Origin of the sequence: Moraxella sp. FZFQ2102, assembly GCF_024137865.1 — a bacterium.
Lineage (GTDB): Bacteria > Pseudomonadota > Gammaproteobacteria > Pseudomonadales > Moraxellaceae > Moraxella.
Genome location: NZ_CP099960.1, coordinates 1,494,436 through 1,510,549, shown reverse-complemented (window position 1 = coordinate 1,510,549; position 16,114 = coordinate 1,494,436). Strand labels below are relative to the sequence as shown.

The following is a 16,114-nucleotide window of genomic DNA, read 5'->3' as shown; positions in this document are numbered from 1 at the left end:
TCGCCGTCCATCATAGACCTATGCACAATAAACGCTGTATTATACGCAAAAATTTTGTAAATTTCAAAGCCTAATCGCAAAAATTTACAAATCTTTTCATCAAAAATTCGCCAGTCCGATGAAATGCGAATTAACTGCTTGATAATTATGAAAATTTACCCTTTAATGCCGCCAAAGCCGCAAAAGGATTTTCGCTCTCTTCTTCTTCGATCTCATCACCAACCGACTCAATAAGCAAATCACAATCATCATGGCGTGGCGATAACGGCAATGCCAACATCAGCTCATCTTCCAAAAGTTCTTTGATCGGCAATAGGCGGCGCGCCGACTCGCCAAGCTCATCAATCAGCACAAACTCTTCGCCATCAGTCTTAGCAATCTCATCTTCAGACTGCAACAATGCCAAGCGATAAGCGCCTGATAAATCAAACGACATCGGCTCAAGACAGCGCTGACAGCCGACATCGACCGCGCCTGTCACCGTATAATTCAGCCACAAAACACCATCAGTTTTTTGTAAATCTGCAACCACCGACAATGCGCCTGCACCCACAGTCTGCTCAGATAAGCGCGGCATCTCACTGATGGCGATCTCTCCTTGCCAATGAAAGCCAATATCCGCCCATTTTTCTAGCAATATATTATTAGGTAAAGTCTGATGTTCGGGGTGTTTGTGCGTCTGCGTCATAGCTGTCGATCGTTGTGAATGATTGATTATTATGGCATATTTTCCATGATTTCAAAAGTAAAATTTATCAGCCAAAATCCAGTAAAGGCATTATAATAAAGCAAAATATTTAAAACGACACAAATATGATTGATTTTAACCAACTTTCGCCCGATTTGTCACAGTGCACCCAAGCAAATGATGAAAAGACTGCCGCGCGCATTCATACGCTTTGGCAAAATTTTCATTGTGAAAAGCAGCTGATTAAAGATTATGAACAATTATTTGCCCAAATCGATACCGCCAAGTGGCAAAAACTGTATCAGCATTGGCAAGCGATTAAGGGTAATGCCGATGATGAGCGCGCTTTGACCGAGTGGCTGATTGAGCTATTTAATGCATTATTTAACAACCCAAAACTTGCCCAGATGCCGACCGTGCTGGTACGCGGTAATGGCGAGCCTGAATATTTCCCTGCATCAGAACATGCGCCTGCACGCATTGAATTTGCGCATGGGTTTTTCCAAAGTGCGCTGCATGAGATCAGCCACTGGTGCGTGGCGGGACACGAACGCCGCACACAAAATGACTTCGGCTACTGGTACGAAAGTGACGGCAGAAATGAGCAAACCCAAGTCATCTTTGAGCAAGTGGAAGTCATCCCGCAAGCGATCGAGTGCTTGCTAAGCCTTGCCTTGGGGCGGTATTTTTATATCTCACAAGATAATCTTAATGCCGATTTTGACACATCCAAAAGCACCTTTGCTGCTGATGTCTATGCCAAAGCCAGTGATTATCTGAATCATCCAACAAGCCTACCCCGCGATGCACGCCGGCTGCTTTGGGTATTCTTAAGCTTAAGCCAGCCGACATTTCATCAAGATATTTAAGGATAATTTATGCAAACCTACTACATTCACCCTGACAATCCACAAGATCGCATCATTGCTCAAGTTGTACAAGCACTCAAGGATGATCAGCTGATCGTCTATCCTGATGCACACGGCTATCAGCTTGCCTTATCACTGAATGCCAAATCCGCACTAGAACAAGCGCAGCGCATGGCAGGACAATTCGCCCAAGCCATACTGATTTGCCAAGATTTAAGCCAAATTTCACACTATGCCGAAGTGACCAATTTTGCGCACCGCGTGATGAAAAACAAGCTTGGCACAGGCATTGATTTTGCACTTATTCCCACCAAAGCCACCCCGAAAAAACTTGTGGATGATAAAAGCAAAACCATCGCCGTACGCATCGCCACTACACCAATTGTGACAGCATTACTTGATAAATTGGGTGAACCATTTGTAAGCCTGCCTATCATCATTGCAAATGAAGCACTGACCTATTACAGCAGCTATGAAGTGGAAATGGCGGTAGAAAATCTGGTCGATGGCTTCATGAATGCAGGCGAACTTACACAAGCCGTGCCAACCTTGATTGACATCAGCCAAGATGACATTGTCATTGTGCAGCAAGGCGATGCAGCTTTTGAAGCATAAATTCAGTTATTACAAATAAGAAAAACCCTGATGCTAAATCAGGGTTTTTACTCATAAAGCGGTTGATTATGGACGATCAACAAGCTCTACATATGCCATAGGTGCATTGTCACCATCACGGAAACCGCACTTGATGATGCGTAGGTAACCACCTGGGCGAGTTTGGTAGCGAGGACCAAGCTCAGCAAATAGTTTACCTACCATATCTTTGTTACGCATACGGCTGAACGCTAGACGACGATTTGCAACGCTGTCTTCTTTTGCCAAAGTGATTAGTGGCTCAGCAACGCGGCGAAGCTCTTTTGCTTTTGGCAAAGTGGTTTTGATTAGCTCATGCTCGAACAGTGAGTTAGTCATGTTCTGGAACATAGCCTTACGATGGCTGCTGGTGCGACCCAGCTTGACTCCGCTTTTACGATGTCGCATGGTCAAGTATCCTTAAAATTAGCGGCTACGATAAGAGAAACGATCATCGACACGCAAATCGCTTGGTGGCCAGTTTTCTAGACGCATACCAAGTTCCAAATCTTTAGATGCCAGTACATCTTTGATTTCGGTCAATGATTTCTTACCCAGATTTGGCGTTTTCAGCAGTTCAGTTTCTGTACGCTGCACCAAATCGCCGATGTAATAAATATTTTCAGCTTTCAAGCAGTTAGCCGAACGAACCGTTAGCTCAAGATCATCCACTGGACGCAATAGTACAGGGTCAATCTCTTCTTTTTCTTTGATTGGTTCAGGAGCTTCTTCCGCTTCCAAATCTACAAAAATAGCAATTTGCTGTTGTAGAATGGTTGCAGCTTTGCGAATAGCTTCTTCTGGGTCGATCGTGCCATTGGTCTCAAGCTCGATAATCAATTTATCAAGATCGGTACGCTGCTCAACACGAGCGTTTTCAACATCGTATGCAACTCGTAGAATTGGGCTGAAGCTGGCATCCAACTTCAAGCGGCCAATTACTTTAGAATTAGCATCTTCACGACGCTGATTCGCAGGCTCATAGCCACGACCGGTCACCACACGAAGACGCATCTTCAGATGACCACGCTCACTCAATGTACCTAGCACCAAGTTTGGATTGGCGATTTCGACATTATGTGGCAATTCAAGGTCAGCAGCTGTTACGACGCCTGCACCCTTTTTATCCAAAGTCAAGTAAGCTTCATGCTGATCGTGCAGGATGATCGCCAAAGACTTTAGGTTAAGTAGAAGATCTAGAACATCTTCTTGCAGACCTTCTAGAGTAGAATACTCATGATCCACACCCTCAATCTCAGCCTCAATGACTGCAGCACCAGACAAAGAAGATAGTAGAATGCGGCGTAGAGCATTACCTAGTGTATGCCCAAAACCGCGTTCTAACGGCTCGAGCGTGACCTTAGCAGTCGTTTCATTAACCGTATCAACGCTAATCGCGCTCGGTGTTAGAAACTCAGTTGCATTTGTCATAGTGTCACCTCGAATTAGTTCGGATTATTTAGAATATAGCTCAACAATCAAGTGTTCGTTGATTTCAGCAGGTAATTCGCTACGCTCTGGCGCAGATTTGAAAGTACCTTGTAGTTTGCTGTGATCAACTTCCAACCATGCAGGAATACCGCGTTGTGTCGCTAGCTCAACTGCGTTTTTGATACGAAGTTGCTCTTTTGATTTTTCGTGTACAGCAATCACATCACCATCTTGAACTTGGATTGATGGAATGTTCACACGAACAAATTCGTCACGACCAGCTTTCTTAAGTAGGATTGCACGGTGGCTAACCAACTGACGCGCTTCTGCACGAGTTGCACCAAAGCCCATACGATACACAACATTGTCAAGACGACGCTCTAGAGTTACTAGCAAGTTCTCACCAGTAGCACCGCGTTGGCGAGCAGCTTCTTTATAGTAGTTAGAGAACTGACGCTCTAGTACGCCATACATACGTTTTACTTTTTGCTTTTCACGAAGCTGTGATGCGTATTCAGAAGTTTTATTTTGGCTATTGCCATGCTGACCAGGTACGCGACCTGCTTTTTTAGTCTTCACATCGTAAGCTTTAACGCCTGACTTCAATTGAAGATCAGTGCCCTCACGGCGTGATAGTTTTAGTTTTGGACCAATATAACGGGCCATAAGTCTATCTCCTTAAACGCGGCGCTTCTTAGGTGGGCGGCAGCCGTTGTGTGGAATTGGGGTGACATCGCTGATGCTGTTGATTTTATAACCCAATGCACCTAATGCACGAACCGCAGACTCACGACCTGGTCCTGGACCTTTAACCAAGACATCAACATTCTTAACACCATAAGTTTCTTGTGCTGCTTTACCAGCAACTTCAGCTGCTACCTGTGCAGCAAATGGTGTAGATTTGCGTGAACCGCGGAAGCCTTGTCCACCTGATGTGGCCCAAGCCAATGCATTACCTTGACGATCAGTAATCGTTACAATGGTGTTATTAAAAGACGCATGAATGTGGGCGATACCTTCAGATACCGAACGACGAGCCACTTTTTTGCGGCTACGAGTGTCTTTTGCCATCTTTTAGCTTCCTAAGTTAGTTACTTTTTAATTGCTTTGCGTGGACCTTTACGGGTACGCGCGTTAGTTTTTGTGCGTTGACCATTAACTGGCAGACCACGACGGTGGCGAAGACCACGGTAGCAACCTAGATCGACCAAACGCTTGATGTTCATTGAAACTTCACGACGAAGGTCACCTTCAACTGTGTAGTTTGCAACTTCTGCACGGACAGCATCAAGTTGTGAATCATCTAACGAACCGATTTTGGTAGTTTCAGCGATACCAACTTTAGCAAGGATTTGCTTAGCAGTAGTACGACCAATACCAAAAATGTAAGTTAGCGAAATCACAGCGTGTTTGTTGTCCGGAATGTTTACACCGGCAATACGAGCCATTGATTTCTCTCCATTAGCACAAATGCGAATGCATTTGCTAAGTGTTTAACCGCCATCAAAAAATGATAGCATGGCAAGAAGCGGATAATACATTATCCGCTACCAAATTTCAAGTATTAATTTGTAAAATTAACCTTGACGTTGTTTGTGGCGTGGCTCTGCACTGCAAATCACAAGAACTTTACCCTTGCGACGAACAATTTTGCAGCTACCACAGATTTTTTTGACAGATGCTTGAACTTTCATGTCATGCTCCTAAAAGTCATCAGTTAAGATGATTTGATTAATGCTTGATCATGGTATTGATGCGACATTAAGTGCGCTTGGATCTGTGCAATGAAGTCCATCAACACAACTACCATAATCAACAAAGAAGAACCACCCAATGGAATCGGAATATTAAACGAGTATTGAACAATCATCGGCATCAAACAGATGATGGTCATATACATCGCACCGATAAAGGTCAGTCGGTTCAAAACAAAATCTAAATATCGTCTGGTTTGTAAACCTGGGCGAATGCCCGGAATGTACGCACCACTGCGTTTTAGGTTCTCAGCAACTTCAGTTGGATTGAACATCAAAGCTGTATAAAAATAACAGAAAAAGATGATCATCAACGCAAATAACAGCAAGTATAAAGGCTGACCAGGTGCCAACACCAGTGAGATAGTTTGTAGAACCTCTTGAGTGGTTGTTGGATTGGTTGTATTCATTGTCCACTGACCCAAACTTGCTGGCAGTAGCAATAATGAACTTGCAAAGATCGCAGGAATAACACCAGCCATGTTTAATTTCAATGGCAGATGTGATTGCTGCTGCGCATAGACTTTACGACCTTGTTGCTGTTTTTGTGCGTAATTGACTGGGACACGGCGTTGTGCGCGTTCAATAAAAACAATCGCTGCCGTCACAGCAAGACCCAAGATTGCGAACAACAAAATCACAATCATGTTCATATCTTGTGTCAATGCTTGAGAAATCATGGTAGGTGCTGAAGCAATGATACTGGCAAAAATCAGCATCGAAATACCATTACCCACACCGCGCTCAGTGATTTGCTCACCCAACCACATCAAAAACATCGAACCTGCTACCAATGAAGTCACCGCAGGAATATAGAACCCCAAGCCTGTCGTGATGGTCAAGCCACCAGCGATCAAACCTGTGGACATACCTACCGCCTGAACAAACGCTAAAGCCAAAGTGCCTTGGCGTGTATATTTGTTCAAAATGCGGCGACCTGACTCACCTTCTTTTTTCAACGCTTCAAGCGACGGTACTACCGTGGACATCATCTGCACGACAATCGACGCAGAAATGTACGGCATGATACCCAAAGCCATGATGGACATACGCTCAAGCGCACCGCCTGAGAACATATTCACCATGCCCAAAAAAGTATTTTGGTTGCTTTGGAAAAATTGAGCCAAGCCATTTGGATCCATTCCCGGTACAGGAATGTGCGAACCCAGACGATAAACAATCAGCGCCCCAATCAAAAATAACAAACGACTCCACAGTTCATCATATTTGCGAATGAAAGCAAAAGGATTGAGTGGTAGTCTTGAGCGTGACGCCAACTGCTTAGACATAGATTACTCCTCGACGCTGCCACCAGCAGCTTCGATTGCTTGTTTTGCGCCTTTAGTAACTTTAACGCCTTTGAAAGTCAACGCGCGAGTTACTTCACCTGATAGGATGATACGAGCACGTTTCATATCGCCACGGATGATGTTAGCAGCTTTCAAAGTCTCAACGCTTACTACATCGCCTTCGATTTTATTCAGTTCAGATAGGCGAACTTCAGCAGTCGTCATAGCGATTTTTGAAGTAAAACCGAACTTAGGCAGACGGCGGTAGATTGGCATTTGACCGCCTTCAAAACCCGCTGGAATGCTTGAACCTGAACGAGAAGTTTGACCTTTGATACCGCGGCCACCGGTTTTACCGATGCCAGAACCGATACCGCGACCACGGCGAAGTGCTTTTTTCTTAGCACCAACTGCTGGTGACAGTTCGTTTAGTTTAAGACCCATTACACTTCCTCCACTTTAACCATGTAGATCACACGATTTACCATACCGCGAGTAGATGGAGTATCTTCTACTTCTACAGTATGACCGATGCGACGAAGTCCCAAGCCTTTCAAACAAGCTTTGTGGCTTGCCAAACGATGGGCACTCGACTTAATTTGAGTAACTTTCATTTTTTTCATCGTAACTCACCTACTCTTAGCCCAAAATTTCTTCAACAGTTTTGCCACGCTTAGCAGCAACTTGCTCTGGAGAAGTCATGTCACGCAGACCATTGAAAGTTGCGCGAACAACATTAGCTGCATTGGTAGAGCCGTAGCACTTAGCCAATACGTTTTGAACGCCTGCAACTTCAAGTACTGCACGCATAGCACCACCAGCAATTACACCAGTACCTTCAGATGCTGGTTGCATATATACTTTAGATGCGCCGTGACGAGCATTGATTGGGTGCTGGATGGTAGTACCAGCAAGCTCAACAGTGATCATGTTGCGCTTAGCAGCTTCAAGAGCTTTTTGGATCGCAGCAGGTACTTCGCGTGCTTTACCACGACCAAAACCTACACGACCATTACCATCACCAACAACAGTTAGTGCAGTGAAAGAGAAGATACGACCACCTTTGACCACTTTAGCAACGCGATCAACGGCAACCAATTTTTCAACCAAACCGTCTGTTTGTTCTACTTTTGCCATGATTAAAACTCCAATCCGTTCTCGCGAGCTGCGTCAGCTAGTGCTTTTACGCGGCCATGATATTTAAAACCACTACGGTCAAATGCAACTTTAGTTACGCCAGCTGCTTTTGCGCGCTCAGCAATCAAAGCACCAACAGCTTTTGCTGCTTCAACATTACCAGTTGCACCTGAACGAAGCGTTGCATCAAGAGTAGAAGCTTGAGCAACAACAACACCGCCTGTAGGCGAGATGATTTGTGCATAGATGTGACGCGGAGTGCGAGTCACAGTCAAACGATTAACACCCAAATGACGGATGTGTGCACGAGTTTTTTTAGCTCGACGAAGACGAGCTGCTTTTTTATCGAACATTTCGGCTCACCTTATTTCTTCTTAGCTTCTTTACGAAGAACAACTTCATCGCTATAACGAACACCTTTACCTTTATATGGCTCTGGTGGACGGAAGCTACGAATCTTAGCTGCTGCTTGACCAAGTTTTTGCTTATCGCTTGATTTTAGAACGATTTCAGTTTGGCTTGGGCTTTCTGCAGTAACACCTTCAGGAAGTGTATATTCGATTGGGTGAGAGAAACCAAGGCTTAGGTTAACTTTGTTACCTGCAACTTGCGCACGATAACCAACGCCGATCAGTTGTAGGCGACGCTCAAAGCCTTCGCTTACACCTTTAACCATGTTGTTCAATAGAGCACGGACAGTACCAGTGTGCATCCACGCATCTTTGGTGTCAGCAACTGGAGATAGCGTAACAACGCCTTCTTCTTGTTTTAGCTCGACCAATTCATGCAGGCTCAAAGACAGAGTACCATTCTTGCCTTTGACTTCAACCTGCCGATCGTTCAAAGTAACGCTTGTACCAGCTGGTAGCGTTACTGGGGCTTTAGCCACACGAGACATAGGAATTTCCTTCAATTTAAAATTACACCATCCAATAAAAATTATGGATGGCCACAAAAAAACTAACAGGCATTTAAGCCCGTTAGTTTAACACATTTACATCAAAGAGTAAATCAATAATGTAAGTTTTTTGCAAGCAAGTCGCTTACAGATTATGCAACCAGTGCAATAACCTCACCACCGATGCCTGCGGCACGAGCAGCACGATCGCTCATGATGCCCTTGCTGGTAGAGATGATTGCAACACCTAGGCCTTTTTGGACGCTTGGTAGCTCATCTTTACCACGGTATTGACGAAGACCAGGACGGCTGTAGCGTTTCAATTGCTCGATAACACCTTTGCCTTGGTAGTACTTCAATTCGATAGTCAATACTTTTTTGCCGTTTTCAACTTCGCTAACAGTAGCAGAAGTTAGGTAACCTTCAGCAACCAACAAATCAGCGATTGATTTGCGTAGCTTAGAAGCTGGCATTTGTACAGATGGTTTGTTTCGTGATTGTGCGTTGCGAATGCGAGTTAGCATGTCAGCAACTGGATCTTGCATACTCATAGCTTAACTCCTTATTACCAGCTAGCTTTACGAACGCCAGGCACATCGCCTTGCATTACATATAGACGCAACATGTTGCGTGATAGACCAAATTTACGGAAATAACCGTGTGGACGGCCAGTGACACCACAACGATTGCGCAGGCGCACTGGAGATGCGTTGCGTGGCAATGCTTGTAGTGCCAACATGGCATCTAGACGCTCTTCTTCGCTAGCATTGATATCGCTAATGATAGCTTTTAGCTTAGCACGCTTTTCGGCATACTTAGCGACAGTTTTTTCGCGTTTTAGTTCGCGATTAATCATGCTCTTTTTAGCCATAACGTTTTACCTTATCTGAATGGGAAGCCAAATGCTTTTAGCAATGCACGACCTTGATCATCGTTCGCTGCGGTGGTAGTGATGGTAACATCTAGACCACGGATACGGTCGATTTTATCAAAATCTACTTCAGGGAAAACGATCTGCTCTTTGATGCCTAGTGAGTAGTTACCACGACCATCAAATGCTTTAGCAGAAAAACCACGGAAGTCACGAATACGAGGAATTGCAATGGCAATTAGACGATCTAGGAATTCATACATTTGATCGCCACGCAAAGTAACTTTGCAACCGATTGGCCATTCTTCACGAATTTTAAAGCCTGCAACTGATTTGCGAGCTTTGGTTACGACAGGTTTTTGACCAGCGATTGCGGTCATGTCAGCCAAAGCACCTTCTAGTAGTTTTTTATCTTGTGCAGCACCACCAACACCCATGTTTAGTGTGATTTTGGTGATTTTTGGCACTTGCATGACATTTTCTAAGCCCAGCTCGTCTTTGATTTGCTGTTTTAGCTTGTCATTGTATAAAGATTTAAGTCTTGCCATTACTATATACCCTTAGTCTCTTATGCAGTCGCCACTACTTCACCAGTAGAACGATAGATGCGTTGTTTTACGCCTTCTTCGTTTACTTGGTAAGCAATACGATCAGCTTTTTGGGTTTTTGCGTTATAAATCGCAACATTTGAAATATGTAGGAAAGCTTCTTGCTTAACGATGCCACCTTCTTTACCTAGCATTTGGTTAGGTTTTTGGTGTTTGGTGACGATGTTTACGCCTTCAACTTTTACACGGTCTGCTTTCACCGCCAAAATTGTGCCTTGCTTGCCTTTGTCTTTGCCAGCAATCACAACCACGGTGTCGCCTTTACGTAACTTTGCCATAATAAGCCTCTAATACAATTACAGTACTTCTGGCGCAAGTGAAACAATCTTCATGAATTGTTCACCACGCAGTTCACGAGTAACAGGTCCAAAAATACGCGTTGCAATTGGTGCTTTGTTGTTGTTCAACAATACCGCAGCATTGTCGTCAAAACGAAGTACAGAACCATCTGGGCGACGAACGCCTTTTTTGGTGCGTACTACAACTGCATTCATCACGTCACCTTTTTTAACACGGCCACGCGGAATAGCGTCTTTTACTGTTACTTTGATGATGTCGCCAACAGATGCATAACGACGATGAGAACCACCCAGTACTTTAATGCACTGAACGCGTTTTGCACCACTGTTATCTGCAACTTCCAGCATTGTTTCAGTCTGAATCATCGCATTACTCCAATATTAATAAAGCAATAAAAGCCATTTGCTGCCGAAATTGGCAGATATACATCTAAAAAGACATACATTATACAAGCAAATGGCTTAAATTGCAAATAGCTCAAATTTTTACTGCACGCTCAACCACTTCCACCAAAGCCCAAGTTTTGGTCTTTGAGAAAGGACGGGTTTCTTTGATGCGTACGATATCACCTTCTTGGCAAGTATTCGTTTCGTCATGTGCTTTAAGCTTAGTCGAACGGCGAACTTGCTTGCCATACATTGGGTGACGGATTTGGCGCTCAACCAACACCACAATAGACTTGTCCATCTTGTTGCTGATTACTTTGCCAGTTACAACGCCAACTTCTTGAGTGGTGTTCTCGCTCATGCGTCACCTCTTTGTTTTTCGTTGATCAAAGTCAAAATCTTAGCGATCGTGCGACGATTCGCTTTGATTTCGTGAGTGTTGCCAAGCTGACCCGTTGCTTTTGCCATGCGCAGACGAAATGCGTCAAGTTGCTTTTCGTCAAGCAATTGAGCCAACTCTTCTACTGATTTTTCGCGTAATTCGTTGGTTTTCATTACATAATCGTCCGTTTAACAATGGTGGTCTTGAATGGAAGCTTAGCAGCCGCTAGCGTTAGCGCTTCACGGGCTAGCTCTTCGCTAACACCTTGGATTTCATAAAGCATTTTGCCTGGCTTGATTTCTGCTACCCAGTACTCAACAGGACCTTTACCCTTACCCATACGAACTTCCAATGGTTTTTCGGTAATTGGTTTGTCTGGGAATACACGGATCCAGATTTTACCACCACGCTTAATGCGACGAGTGATAGTACGACGAGCAGCTTCGATTTGACGAGCAGTCATACGACCACGACCGATAGATTTTAGACCAATTTCACCAAAAGCAACTGTGTTACCACGCTGGGCTAGGCCAGTGTTACGACCTTTGTGCATTTTGCGAAACTTGGTACGTTTTGGTTGTAACATATCTTAACCTCTGTCTGTGTTGCGGCGGTTAGTACGGCCACGGCGTTTTGGTGCACGTGCTTTATCTTCAACCACTGGGTTGTAAGCACTGTTCATGCCATCTAGGATTTCACCACGGAAAATCCAAACTTTAACACCGATAGTACCGTAAGTAGTTTCTGCACGAACTGTTGCATAGTCGATATCAGCACGAAGTGTGTGTAGTGGCACACGACCTTCACGATACCACTCAGTACGAGCGATCTCAGCACCGCCTAGACGACCTGATAGTTCAACTTTGATACCTTGTGCGCCAGAACGCATACTGTTTTGAACAGCGCGCTTCATCGCACGACGGAACATCACACGACGCTCAAGCTGGCTTGAGATACCTTCAGCTACTAGACGAGCGTCTAGGTCTGGTGAAGTAATCTCTTGAATATTGACTTGTGCAGGTACGCCCATCAATTTGGTTAGTTCTTTTTGTAGGCTTTCGATATCTTCGCCTTTTTTACCAATGATGACACCAGGACGAGCACTGTGAATGGTGATTTTTGCTGCACCAGTAGGACGCTCGATATTGATGTGACTTACCATTGCACCTTCAAGTTTTTTGCGTAGGAAAGCACGAACTTGGAAGTCGTTTAGCAGATACTCAGAGTACTGCTTTGGACTTGCATACCAGTTAGCGTTGTGCTTTTTGATCACGCCTAGACGGATACCAATTGGATGTACTTTTTGACCCATGATTATTCCCCTACTTTAACAGTGATATGGCAAGTGCGTTTGCTGATGCGATGAGCATGACCCTTGCCACGGGGCATAATACGCTTCAAAGTGATGCCTTCATCAACATAGATGGTAGTAACACGAAGCTTGTCGATGTCAAGACCATTGTTGTGCTCAGCGTTAGCAATCGCTGAATCTAGGCATTTCTTAACCAATTTAGCACCTTTTTTGTTGCTGAAGGTAAGAATGTCTAAAGCGCGTTCAATTGGCTTACCACGAACTTCGTCCGCAACCAATCTTACTTTTTGTGCCGAAATGGCGGCACCACGTAATTTTGCAGTTACTTCCATGGTAGCACCTTATCTCTTAGATTTCTTATCAACGCCATGACCACGATATGAACGGGTCGGAGCGAATTCACCTAGTTTATGACCAACCATTTGTTCGTTCACAATTACTGGCACATGAGTGCGGCCGTTGTGAACTGAGATGGTTAGACCTACCATTTGTGGTAGAATCATCGAGCGACGTGACCAAGTTTTGATCGGTTTGCGGTTGTTGCTTTCTAGAGCATCTTCAACCTTGGCAAACAAATGCGCATCGATAAATGGACCTTTTTTCAATGAACGAGGCATGAAACTTTTCCTTTATTTCTTGGCACGACGGCGACGGATGATCATACTGTCAGTACGCTTGTTAGAACGAGTCTTAAGACCCTTAGCTTTCTGACCCCATGGGCTGGTTGGGTGCTTACCGAAGTTACGGCCTTCACCACCACCGTGTGGGTGGTCAATCGGGTTCATCGCAGTACCACGAACGGTAGGACGAACACCACGCCAGCGCGCTGCACCTGCTTTACCTAGTGATTTTAGGTTGTTTTCAGTGTTTGATACTTCACCGATAACCGCACGGCAGTTAGCGTGGATACGGCGAGTTTCACCTGAACGCAAACGAACGATCACATAAGCACCATCACGACCTAGCAACTGAACTGCTGCACCAGCTGAACGAGCGATTTGCGCGCCTTTGCCGATTTTTAGTTCGATGTTGTGGATCACGGTACCAACAGGAATATTTTTAAGTGGCAAGCAGTTACCTGGACGGATTGGTGCTGCTTCACCTGATACTACTTGATCACCTACGCTCAATTTCTTTGGCGCAATGATGTAGCGACGCTCACCGTCAGCATACTTAAGTAGTGCGATGTGTGCGGTACGGTTTGGATCGTATTCGATACGCTCAACAACAGCTGGGATACCATCTTTGTTGCGCTTGAAGTCAACTAGACGATAGTGTTGCTTATGACCACCACCGATGTGGCGAGTAGTAATACGACCGTTGTTGTTACGACCACCAGTTTTAGCTTTTGATTCAACAAGCGGTGCATATGGACGACCTTTGTAAAGGTGTGGATGCACTACTTTCTCAACAAAGCGGCGACCTGGTGATGTAGGTTTTGCTTTTACGATAGGCATTTTGTTAATCCTTATTCGTTAGTCGCTGTTTCACTAGTGATTTCTTCACCAGCACCGATTTGTACGTCTGAACCAGCTTTTAGGGTTACATACGCTTTTTTGATGTCGTTACGCTTACCAACAACACGGCCAAAACGCTTAGTTTTGCCTTTGATGTTTAGCGTGTTTACTTTAACAACTTCAACACCTTCAAACATTAGCTCAACAGCTTGTTTGATTTCTTTTTTGGTAGCTTTGCCATCAACTTTGAAAACCTGCACACCAAGGGTATCGCCTAGGCGTTGAGATTTTTCTGAAAATACAGGTGCTTTTAGTACCTGATATAGTCTTGCGTTGCTCATGCAAGTGTCTCCTCAAATTGTTTGGCTGCTTCAACAGTCATAATTACTTTGTCAAAAGAAACCAAGCTTACTGGATCAACTTCACGAGTACCCAATACATTCACATATGGGATGTTGCGTGCAGCTAGGTACAAGTTTTCGTCAACTTCGTGAGTAACGATCAACGCACGTGGTGCATTTAGACCAGCCAATTTAGCAACCAATTCTTTGGTTTTTGGTGAAGATACAGAGATCTCGTCAACCAATACCAAACGCTCTTGGCGTACTAGCTCAGCTAGGATGCATTGCATTGCACCGCGGTACATTTTACGGTTCACTTTTTGTGACCAGTCTTGTGGCTTAGCAGCGAATGCACGACCACCGCCAACCCAGATTGGGCTACGGATAGAACCAGCACGCGCACGGCCAGTACCTTTTTGACGCCATGGCTTCTTGCCACCGCCAGAAACTTCGCCACGAGTTTTTTGTGCACGAGTACCTTGACGAGCACCAGCCAAATAAGCGGTCACTACTTGATGTACCAAGGCTTCATTGAACTCACGGCCAAATGCGACCTCTGAAAGCTCAACCGCTGCACCTGTAACAGTTTTTAAATTCACGTTTAATCCCCTTAGGCTTTAACTGACGGACGTACGATAACATCGCCACCGTTGGCACCTGGAACAGCACCCTTGATGACTAGTACACCTTTTTCGGCGTCAACTGAAACAATTTCCAAGCCTTGAACAGTAACGCGCTTGTTACCCATTTGACCTGGCATTTTTTTGCCTTTGAAAACGCGACCTGGGGTTTGGTTTTGACCTGTAGAACCCAATACACGGTGAGAAACAGAGTTACCGTGAGTTGCGTCTTGAGTGCGGAAGTTGTGACGCTTCACACCACCTTGGAAACCTTTACCCTTGCTTTGACCAGTCACATCAACCAACTGACCAACTTCAAAGATATCAGCTAGGATATTGCCGCCAACTTCGCGACCTTCTAGGTCAGCTTCTTCTGCGCGGAATTCCCAAACACCACGACCAGCGGCTACGCCAGCTTTTGCGAAGTGTCCTTTTTGAGCAGCAGTTACGCGGCTGTCACGACGCTCACCAGTGGTGATCTGAATCGCGTTATAGCCATCGGTGTCTACTGTTTTGATTTGCGAGATGCGGTTGGCATCAACCTCAACCACTGTTACAGGGATAGATACGCCTGCTTCAGTGAAGACTCGGGTCATGCCGCATTTTTTACCGACTAAACCAATCGCCATTTTAGACCTCATTTATATTAAAAGTTAATAGTTCAAACCAGACTTATGTTCATTAGCCCAAAGCGATCTGAACATCAACACCAGCAGCTAGATCTAGCTTCATCAGTGCATCAACAGTTTTGTCAGTTGGTTGCACGATGTCGATCATACGCTTATGGGTGCGAATTTCGTACTGGTCACGAGCGTCTTTGTTGACGTGTGGTGATGTCAATACGTTGAACCGCTCAATACGAGTCGGCAACGGTACAGGACCGCAAACTTGTGCACCTGTACGCTTTGCAGTATCGACAATCTCTTGTGCCGACTGGTCAATCAGACGATGGTCGAACGATTTTAGTCGGATACGGATTCTCTGGTTAGCCATGCCAACAAGCTCCTAATTAAGTGCTTTTTAAAACTTCCATCTATGCGTTTATTGCGTTTTAGACTTCAGTTAAACCGTTAAAATTTGTTCTCGAAAAGCTGAAAACAAAATAATCCTATCCCTGCCAACCTTGCATAGAAATGCT

At 44.8% G+C, this 16,114-nt stretch carries 31 protein-coding genes; 2 read left to right on the top strand and 29 right to left on the bottom strand.

Translation table 11 applies throughout. The features are described from left to right. Positions 1-145: 145 nt before the first annotated feature. Complete coding sequence (locus NGM44_RS07135) at positions 146-688, bottom strand: DUF177 domain-containing protein (RefSeq protein WP_253223028.1); 543 nt, start codon at positions 686-688, stop codon at positions 146-148. A gap of 125 nt (positions 689-813) precedes the next feature. Here NGM44_RS07135 and NGM44_RS07130 point away from each other — a divergent pair, with 125 nt between their 5' ends. Further along, positions 814-1,557 (top strand): elongation factor P hydroxylase, encoded by a 744-nt coding sequence (locus NGM44_RS07130; RefSeq protein ID WP_253223027.1) that lies wholly within the window; start codon positions 814-816, stop codon positions 1,555-1,557. Between the two features lie 9 nt (positions 1,558-1,566). Then, positions 1,567-2,172: a Sua5/YciO/YrdC/YwlC family protein gene (locus tag NGM44_RS07125; RefSeq protein WP_253223026.1), complete on the top strand. Its 606-nt coding sequence runs from the start codon at positions 1,567-1,569 to the stop codon at positions 2,170-2,172. A 66-nt stretch (positions 2,173-2,238) separates the two neighbouring features. Here the strand turns inward: NGM44_RS07125 and rplQ are convergent, their stop codons facing one another. From rplQ to rpsJ, 28 genes are all read right to left on the bottom strand, one after another. Further along, on the bottom strand, positions 2,239-2,598 hold the full coding sequence (gene rplQ / locus NGM44_RS07120; protein ID WP_078254892.1) for a 50S ribosomal protein L17: 360 nt from the start codon (positions 2,596-2,598) through the stop codon (positions 2,239-2,241). 18 nt (positions 2,599-2,616) lie between these two features. Further along, positions 2,617-3,621 carry a DNA-directed RNA polymerase subunit alpha gene (gene rpoA, locus NGM44_RS07115; protein WP_253223025.1) on the bottom strand — a complete coding sequence of 335 codons (1,005 nt, stop codon included), beginning with the start codon at positions 3,619-3,621 and terminating at the stop codon, positions 2,617-2,619. Between the two features lie 24 nt (positions 3,622-3,645). Further along, a complete protein-coding gene (gene rpsD, locus NGM44_RS07110; RefSeq protein WP_078254894.1) occupies positions 3,646-4,287 on the bottom strand; it encodes a 30S ribosomal protein S4 in 642 nt (213 codons plus the stop codon). Between the two features lie 12 nt (positions 4,288-4,299). Continuing rightward, a complete protein-coding gene (gene rpsK, locus NGM44_RS07105; protein ID WP_036364258.1) occupies positions 4,300-4,692 on the bottom strand; it encodes a 30S ribosomal protein S11 in 393 nt (130 codons plus the stop codon). A 20-nt stretch (positions 4,693-4,712) separates the two neighbouring features. After that, positions 4,713-5,069, bottom strand: a complete 357-nt coding sequence (rpsM, locus tag NGM44_RS07100; protein ID WP_078254895.1) for a 30S ribosomal protein S13 — start codon at positions 5,067-5,069, stop codon at positions 4,713-4,715. A 129-nt stretch (positions 5,070-5,198) separates the two neighbouring features. Then, positions 5,199-5,315 carry a 50S ribosomal protein L36 gene (rpmJ, locus tag NGM44_RS07095; protein WP_049236838.1) on the bottom strand — a complete coding sequence of 39 codons (117 nt, stop codon included), beginning with the start codon at positions 5,313-5,315 and terminating at the stop codon, positions 5,199-5,201. Positions 5,316-5,338: 23 nt separating this feature from the next. Then, positions 5,339-6,664, bottom strand: coding sequence for a preprotein translocase subunit SecY (secY, locus tag NGM44_RS07090; RefSeq protein ID WP_253223024.1), 1,326 nt, complete (start codon positions 6,662-6,664; stop codon positions 5,339-5,341). Between the two features lie 3 nt (positions 6,665-6,667). Next, the gene (gene rplO, locus NGM44_RS07085; RefSeq protein WP_078318456.1) at positions 6,668-7,108 is read right to left on the bottom strand and encodes a 50S ribosomal protein L15; all 441 of its coding nucleotides are present in this window, start codon (positions 7,106-7,108) and stop codon (positions 6,668-6,670) included. Beyond that, positions 7,108-7,287 (bottom strand): 50S ribosomal protein L30, encoded by a 180-nt coding sequence (gene rpmD, locus NGM44_RS07080; protein WP_253223023.1) that lies wholly within the window; start codon positions 7,285-7,287, stop codon positions 7,108-7,110. The genes rplO and rpmD overlap by 1 nt, the downstream gene beginning before the upstream one ends. Before the next feature lie 16 nt (positions 7,288-7,303). After that, positions 7,304-7,801: a 30S ribosomal protein S5 gene (gene rpsE, locus NGM44_RS07075; protein ID WP_253223022.1), complete on the bottom strand. Its 498-nt coding sequence runs from the start codon at positions 7,799-7,801 to the stop codon at positions 7,304-7,306. Between the two features lie 2 nt (positions 7,802-7,803). Further along, positions 7,804-8,154 carry a 50S ribosomal protein L18 gene (gene rplR / locus NGM44_RS07070; protein ID WP_253223021.1) on the bottom strand — a complete coding sequence of 117 codons (351 nt, stop codon included), beginning with the start codon at positions 8,152-8,154 and terminating at the stop codon, positions 7,804-7,806. Positions 8,155-8,165: 11 nt separating this feature from the next. Next, positions 8,166-8,699, bottom strand: a complete 534-nt coding sequence (gene rplF / locus NGM44_RS07065) for a 50S ribosomal protein L6 (RefSeq protein ID WP_253223020.1) — start codon at positions 8,697-8,699, stop codon at positions 8,166-8,168. 152 nt (positions 8,700-8,851) lie between these two features. Continuing rightward, positions 8,852-9,250: a 30S ribosomal protein S8 gene (rpsH, locus tag NGM44_RS07060; protein WP_253223019.1), complete on the bottom strand. Its 399-nt coding sequence runs from the start codon at positions 9,248-9,250 to the stop codon at positions 8,852-8,854. Between the two features lie 14 nt (positions 9,251-9,264). Next, on the bottom strand, positions 9,265-9,570 hold the full coding sequence (gene rpsN, locus NGM44_RS07055) for a 30S ribosomal protein S14 (RefSeq protein WP_253223018.1): 306 nt from the start codon (positions 9,568-9,570) through the stop codon (positions 9,265-9,267). An 11-nt stretch (positions 9,571-9,581) separates the two neighbouring features. After that, on the bottom strand, positions 9,582-10,118 hold the full coding sequence (gene rplE, locus NGM44_RS07050; protein ID WP_253223017.1) for a 50S ribosomal protein L5: 537 nt from the start codon (positions 10,116-10,118) through the stop codon (positions 9,582-9,584). A 20-nt stretch (positions 10,119-10,138) separates the two neighbouring features. Next, entirely contained in the window at positions 10,139-10,456 is a 318-nt protein-coding gene (rplX, locus tag NGM44_RS07045) for a 50S ribosomal protein L24 (protein ID WP_253223016.1), read from the bottom strand. Positions 10,457-10,474: 18 nt separating this feature from the next. Beyond that, complete coding sequence (gene rplN, locus NGM44_RS07040; RefSeq protein WP_078254905.1) at positions 10,475-10,843, bottom strand: 50S ribosomal protein L14; 369 nt, start codon at positions 10,841-10,843, stop codon at positions 10,475-10,477. A 112-nt stretch (positions 10,844-10,955) separates the two neighbouring features. Further along, positions 10,956-11,225 (bottom strand): 30S ribosomal protein S17, encoded by a 270-nt coding sequence (rpsQ, locus tag NGM44_RS07035; RefSeq protein ID WP_253223015.1) that lies wholly within the window; start codon positions 11,223-11,225, stop codon positions 10,956-10,958. Continuing rightward, positions 11,222-11,419: a 50S ribosomal protein L29 gene (gene rpmC / locus NGM44_RS07030; protein ID WP_078254907.1), complete on the bottom strand. Its 198-nt coding sequence runs from the start codon at positions 11,417-11,419 to the stop codon at positions 11,222-11,224. The genes rpsQ and rpmC overlap by 4 nt, the downstream gene beginning before the upstream one ends. Next, positions 11,419-11,832 (bottom strand): 50S ribosomal protein L16, encoded by a 414-nt coding sequence (rplP, locus tag NGM44_RS07025; RefSeq protein ID WP_064603324.1) that lies wholly within the window; start codon positions 11,830-11,832, stop codon positions 11,419-11,421. Before rplP ends, rpmC begins: the two co-directional genes overlap by 1 nt. 3 nt (positions 11,833-11,835) lie before the next feature. Next, positions 11,836-12,558 carry a 30S ribosomal protein S3 gene (gene rpsC, locus NGM44_RS07020; protein ID WP_253223014.1) on the bottom strand — a complete coding sequence of 241 codons (723 nt, stop codon included), beginning with the start codon at positions 12,556-12,558 and terminating at the stop codon, positions 11,836-11,838. A 2-nt stretch (positions 12,559-12,560) separates the two neighbouring features. Continuing rightward, positions 12,561-12,890: a 50S ribosomal protein L22 gene (rplV, locus tag NGM44_RS07015; protein WP_253223013.1), complete on the bottom strand. Its 330-nt coding sequence runs from the start codon at positions 12,888-12,890 to the stop codon at positions 12,561-12,563. A 9-nt stretch (positions 12,891-12,899) separates the two neighbouring features. Then, a complete protein-coding gene (gene rpsS / locus NGM44_RS07010) occupies positions 12,900-13,175 on the bottom strand; it encodes a 30S ribosomal protein S19 (RefSeq protein ID WP_036364316.1) in 276 nt (91 codons plus the stop codon). A gap of 12 nt (positions 13,176-13,187) precedes the next feature. Continuing rightward, positions 13,188-14,015 carry a 50S ribosomal protein L2 gene (rplB, locus tag NGM44_RS07005; protein WP_078254911.1) on the bottom strand — a complete coding sequence of 276 codons (828 nt, stop codon included), beginning with the start codon at positions 14,013-14,015 and terminating at the stop codon, positions 13,188-13,190. 11 nt (positions 14,016-14,026) lie between these two features. Beyond that, entirely contained in the window at positions 14,027-14,356 is a 330-nt protein-coding gene (gene rplW, locus NGM44_RS07000) for a 50S ribosomal protein L23 (protein WP_078254912.1), read from the bottom strand. Further along, the gene (gene rplD / locus NGM44_RS06995) at positions 14,353-14,955 is read right to left on the bottom strand and encodes a 50S ribosomal protein L4 (protein WP_078254913.1); all 603 of its coding nucleotides are present in this window, start codon (positions 14,953-14,955) and stop codon (positions 14,353-14,355) included. The genes rplW and rplD overlap by 4 nt, the downstream gene beginning before the upstream one ends. Before the next feature lie 11 nt (positions 14,956-14,966). Further along, complete coding sequence (gene rplC / locus NGM44_RS06990; RefSeq protein ID WP_078254914.1) at positions 14,967-15,605, bottom strand: 50S ribosomal protein L3; 639 nt, start codon at positions 15,603-15,605, stop codon at positions 14,967-14,969. A 52-nt stretch (positions 15,606-15,657) separates the two neighbouring features. Continuing rightward, positions 15,658-15,969 carry a 30S ribosomal protein S10 gene (gene rpsJ / locus NGM44_RS06985; RefSeq protein ID WP_003656991.1) on the bottom strand — a complete coding sequence of 104 codons (312 nt, stop codon included), beginning with the start codon at positions 15,967-15,969 and terminating at the stop codon, positions 15,658-15,660. Positions 15,970-16,114 lie beyond the last annotated feature (145 nt).

Bases quoted from the DNA above. Each gene is read 5' to 3' on its own strand.
- NGM44_RS07135 (WP_253223028.1), bottom strand. From the start codon at position 688: ATGACGCAGACGCACAAACACCCCGAACATCAGACTTTACCTAATAAT.
- NGM44_RS07130 (WP_253223027.1), top strand. From the start codon at position 814: ATGATTGATTTTAACCAACTTTCGCCCGATTTGTCACAGTGCACCCAA.
- NGM44_RS07125 (WP_253223026.1), top strand. From the start codon at position 1,567: ATGCAAACCTACTACATTCACCCTGACAATCCACAAGATCGCATCATT.
- rplQ (WP_078254892.1), bottom strand. From the start codon at position 2,598: ATGCGACATCGTAAAAGCGGAGTCAAGCTGGGTCGCACCAGCAGCCAT.
- rpoA (WP_253223025.1), bottom strand. From the start codon at position 3,621: ATGACAAATGCAACTGAGTTTCTAACACCGAGCGCGATTAGCGTTGAT.
- rpsD (WP_078254894.1), bottom strand. From the start codon at position 4,287: ATGGCCCGTTATATTGGTCCAAAACTAAAACTATCACGCCGTGAGGGC.
- rpsK (WP_036364258.1), bottom strand. From the start codon at position 4,692: ATGGCAAAAGACACTCGTAGCCGCAAAAAAGTGGCTCGTCGTTCGGTA.
- rpsM (WP_078254895.1), bottom strand. From the start codon at position 5,069: ATGGCTCGTATTGCCGGTGTAAACATTCCGGACAACAAACACGCTGTG.
- rpmJ (WP_049236838.1), bottom strand. From the start codon at position 5,315: ATGAAAGTTCAAGCATCTGTCAAAAAAATCTGTGGTAGCTGCAAAATT.
- secY (WP_253223024.1), bottom strand. From the start codon at position 6,664: ATGTCTAAGCAGTTGGCGTCACGCTCAAGACTACCACTCAATCCTTTT.
- rplO (WP_078318456.1), bottom strand. From the start codon at position 7,108: ATGGGTCTTAAACTAAACGAACTGTCACCAGCAGTTGGTGCTAAGAAA.
- rpmD (WP_253223023.1), bottom strand. From the start codon at position 7,287: ATGAAAAAAATGAAAGTTACTCAAATTAAGTCGAGTGCCCATCGTTTG.
- rpsE (WP_253223022.1), bottom strand. From the start codon at position 7,801: ATGGCAAAAGTAGAACAAACAGACGGTTTGGTTGAAAAATTGGTTGCC.
- rplR (WP_253223021.1), bottom strand. From the start codon at position 8,154: ATGTTCGATAAAAAAGCAGCTCGTCTTCGTCGAGCTAAAAAAACTCGT.
- rplF (WP_253223020.1), bottom strand. From the start codon at position 8,699: ATGTCTCGTGTGGCTAAAGCCCCAGTAACGCTACCAGCTGGTACAAGC.
- rpsH (WP_253223019.1), bottom strand. From the start codon at position 9,250: ATGAGTATGCAAGATCCAGTTGCTGACATGCTAACTCGCATTCGCAAC.
- rpsN (WP_253223018.1), bottom strand. From the start codon at position 9,570: ATGGCTAAAAAGAGCATGATTAATCGCGAACTAAAACGCGAAAAAACT.
- rplE (WP_253223017.1), bottom strand. From the start codon at position 10,118: ATGGCAAGACTTAAATCTTTATACAATGACAAGCTAAAACAGCAAATC.
- rplX (WP_253223016.1), bottom strand. From the start codon at position 10,456: ATGGCAAAGTTACGTAAAGGCGACACCGTGGTTGTGATTGCTGGCAAA.
- rplN (WP_078254905.1), bottom strand. From the start codon at position 10,843: ATGATTCAGACTGAAACAATGCTGGAAGTTGCAGATAACAGTGGTGCA.
- rpsQ (WP_253223015.1), bottom strand. From the start codon at position 11,225: ATGAGCGAGAACACCACTCAAGAAGTTGGCGTTGTAACTGGCAAAGTA.
- rpmC (WP_078254907.1), bottom strand. From the start codon at position 11,419: ATGAAAACCAACGAATTACGCGAAAAATCAGTAGAAGAGTTGGCTCAA.
- rplP (WP_064603324.1), bottom strand. From the start codon at position 11,832: ATGTTACAACCAAAACGTACCAAGTTTCGCAAAATGCACAAAGGTCGT.
- rpsC (WP_253223014.1), bottom strand. From the start codon at position 12,558: ATGGGTCAAAAAGTACATCCAATTGGTATCCGTCTAGGCGTGATCAAA.
- rplV (WP_253223013.1), bottom strand. From the start codon at position 12,890: ATGGAAGTAACTGCAAAATTACGTGGTGCCGCCATTTCGGCACAAAAA.
- rpsS (WP_036364316.1), bottom strand. From the start codon at position 13,175: ATGCCTCGTTCATTGAAAAAAGGTCCATTTATCGATGCGCATTTGTTT.
- rplB (WP_078254911.1), bottom strand. From the start codon at position 14,015: ATGCCTATCGTAAAAGCAAAACCTACATCACCAGGTCGCCGCTTTGTT.
- rplW (WP_078254912.1), bottom strand. From the start codon at position 14,356: ATGAGCAACGCAAGACTATATCAGGTACTAAAAGCACCTGTATTTTCA.
- rplC (WP_078254914.1), bottom strand. From the start codon at position 15,605: ATGGCGATTGGTTTAGTCGGTAAAAAATGCGGCATGACCCGAGTCTTC.
- rpsJ (WP_003656991.1), bottom strand. From the start codon at position 15,969: ATGGCTAACCAGAGAATCCGTATCCGACTAAAATCGTTCGACCATCGT.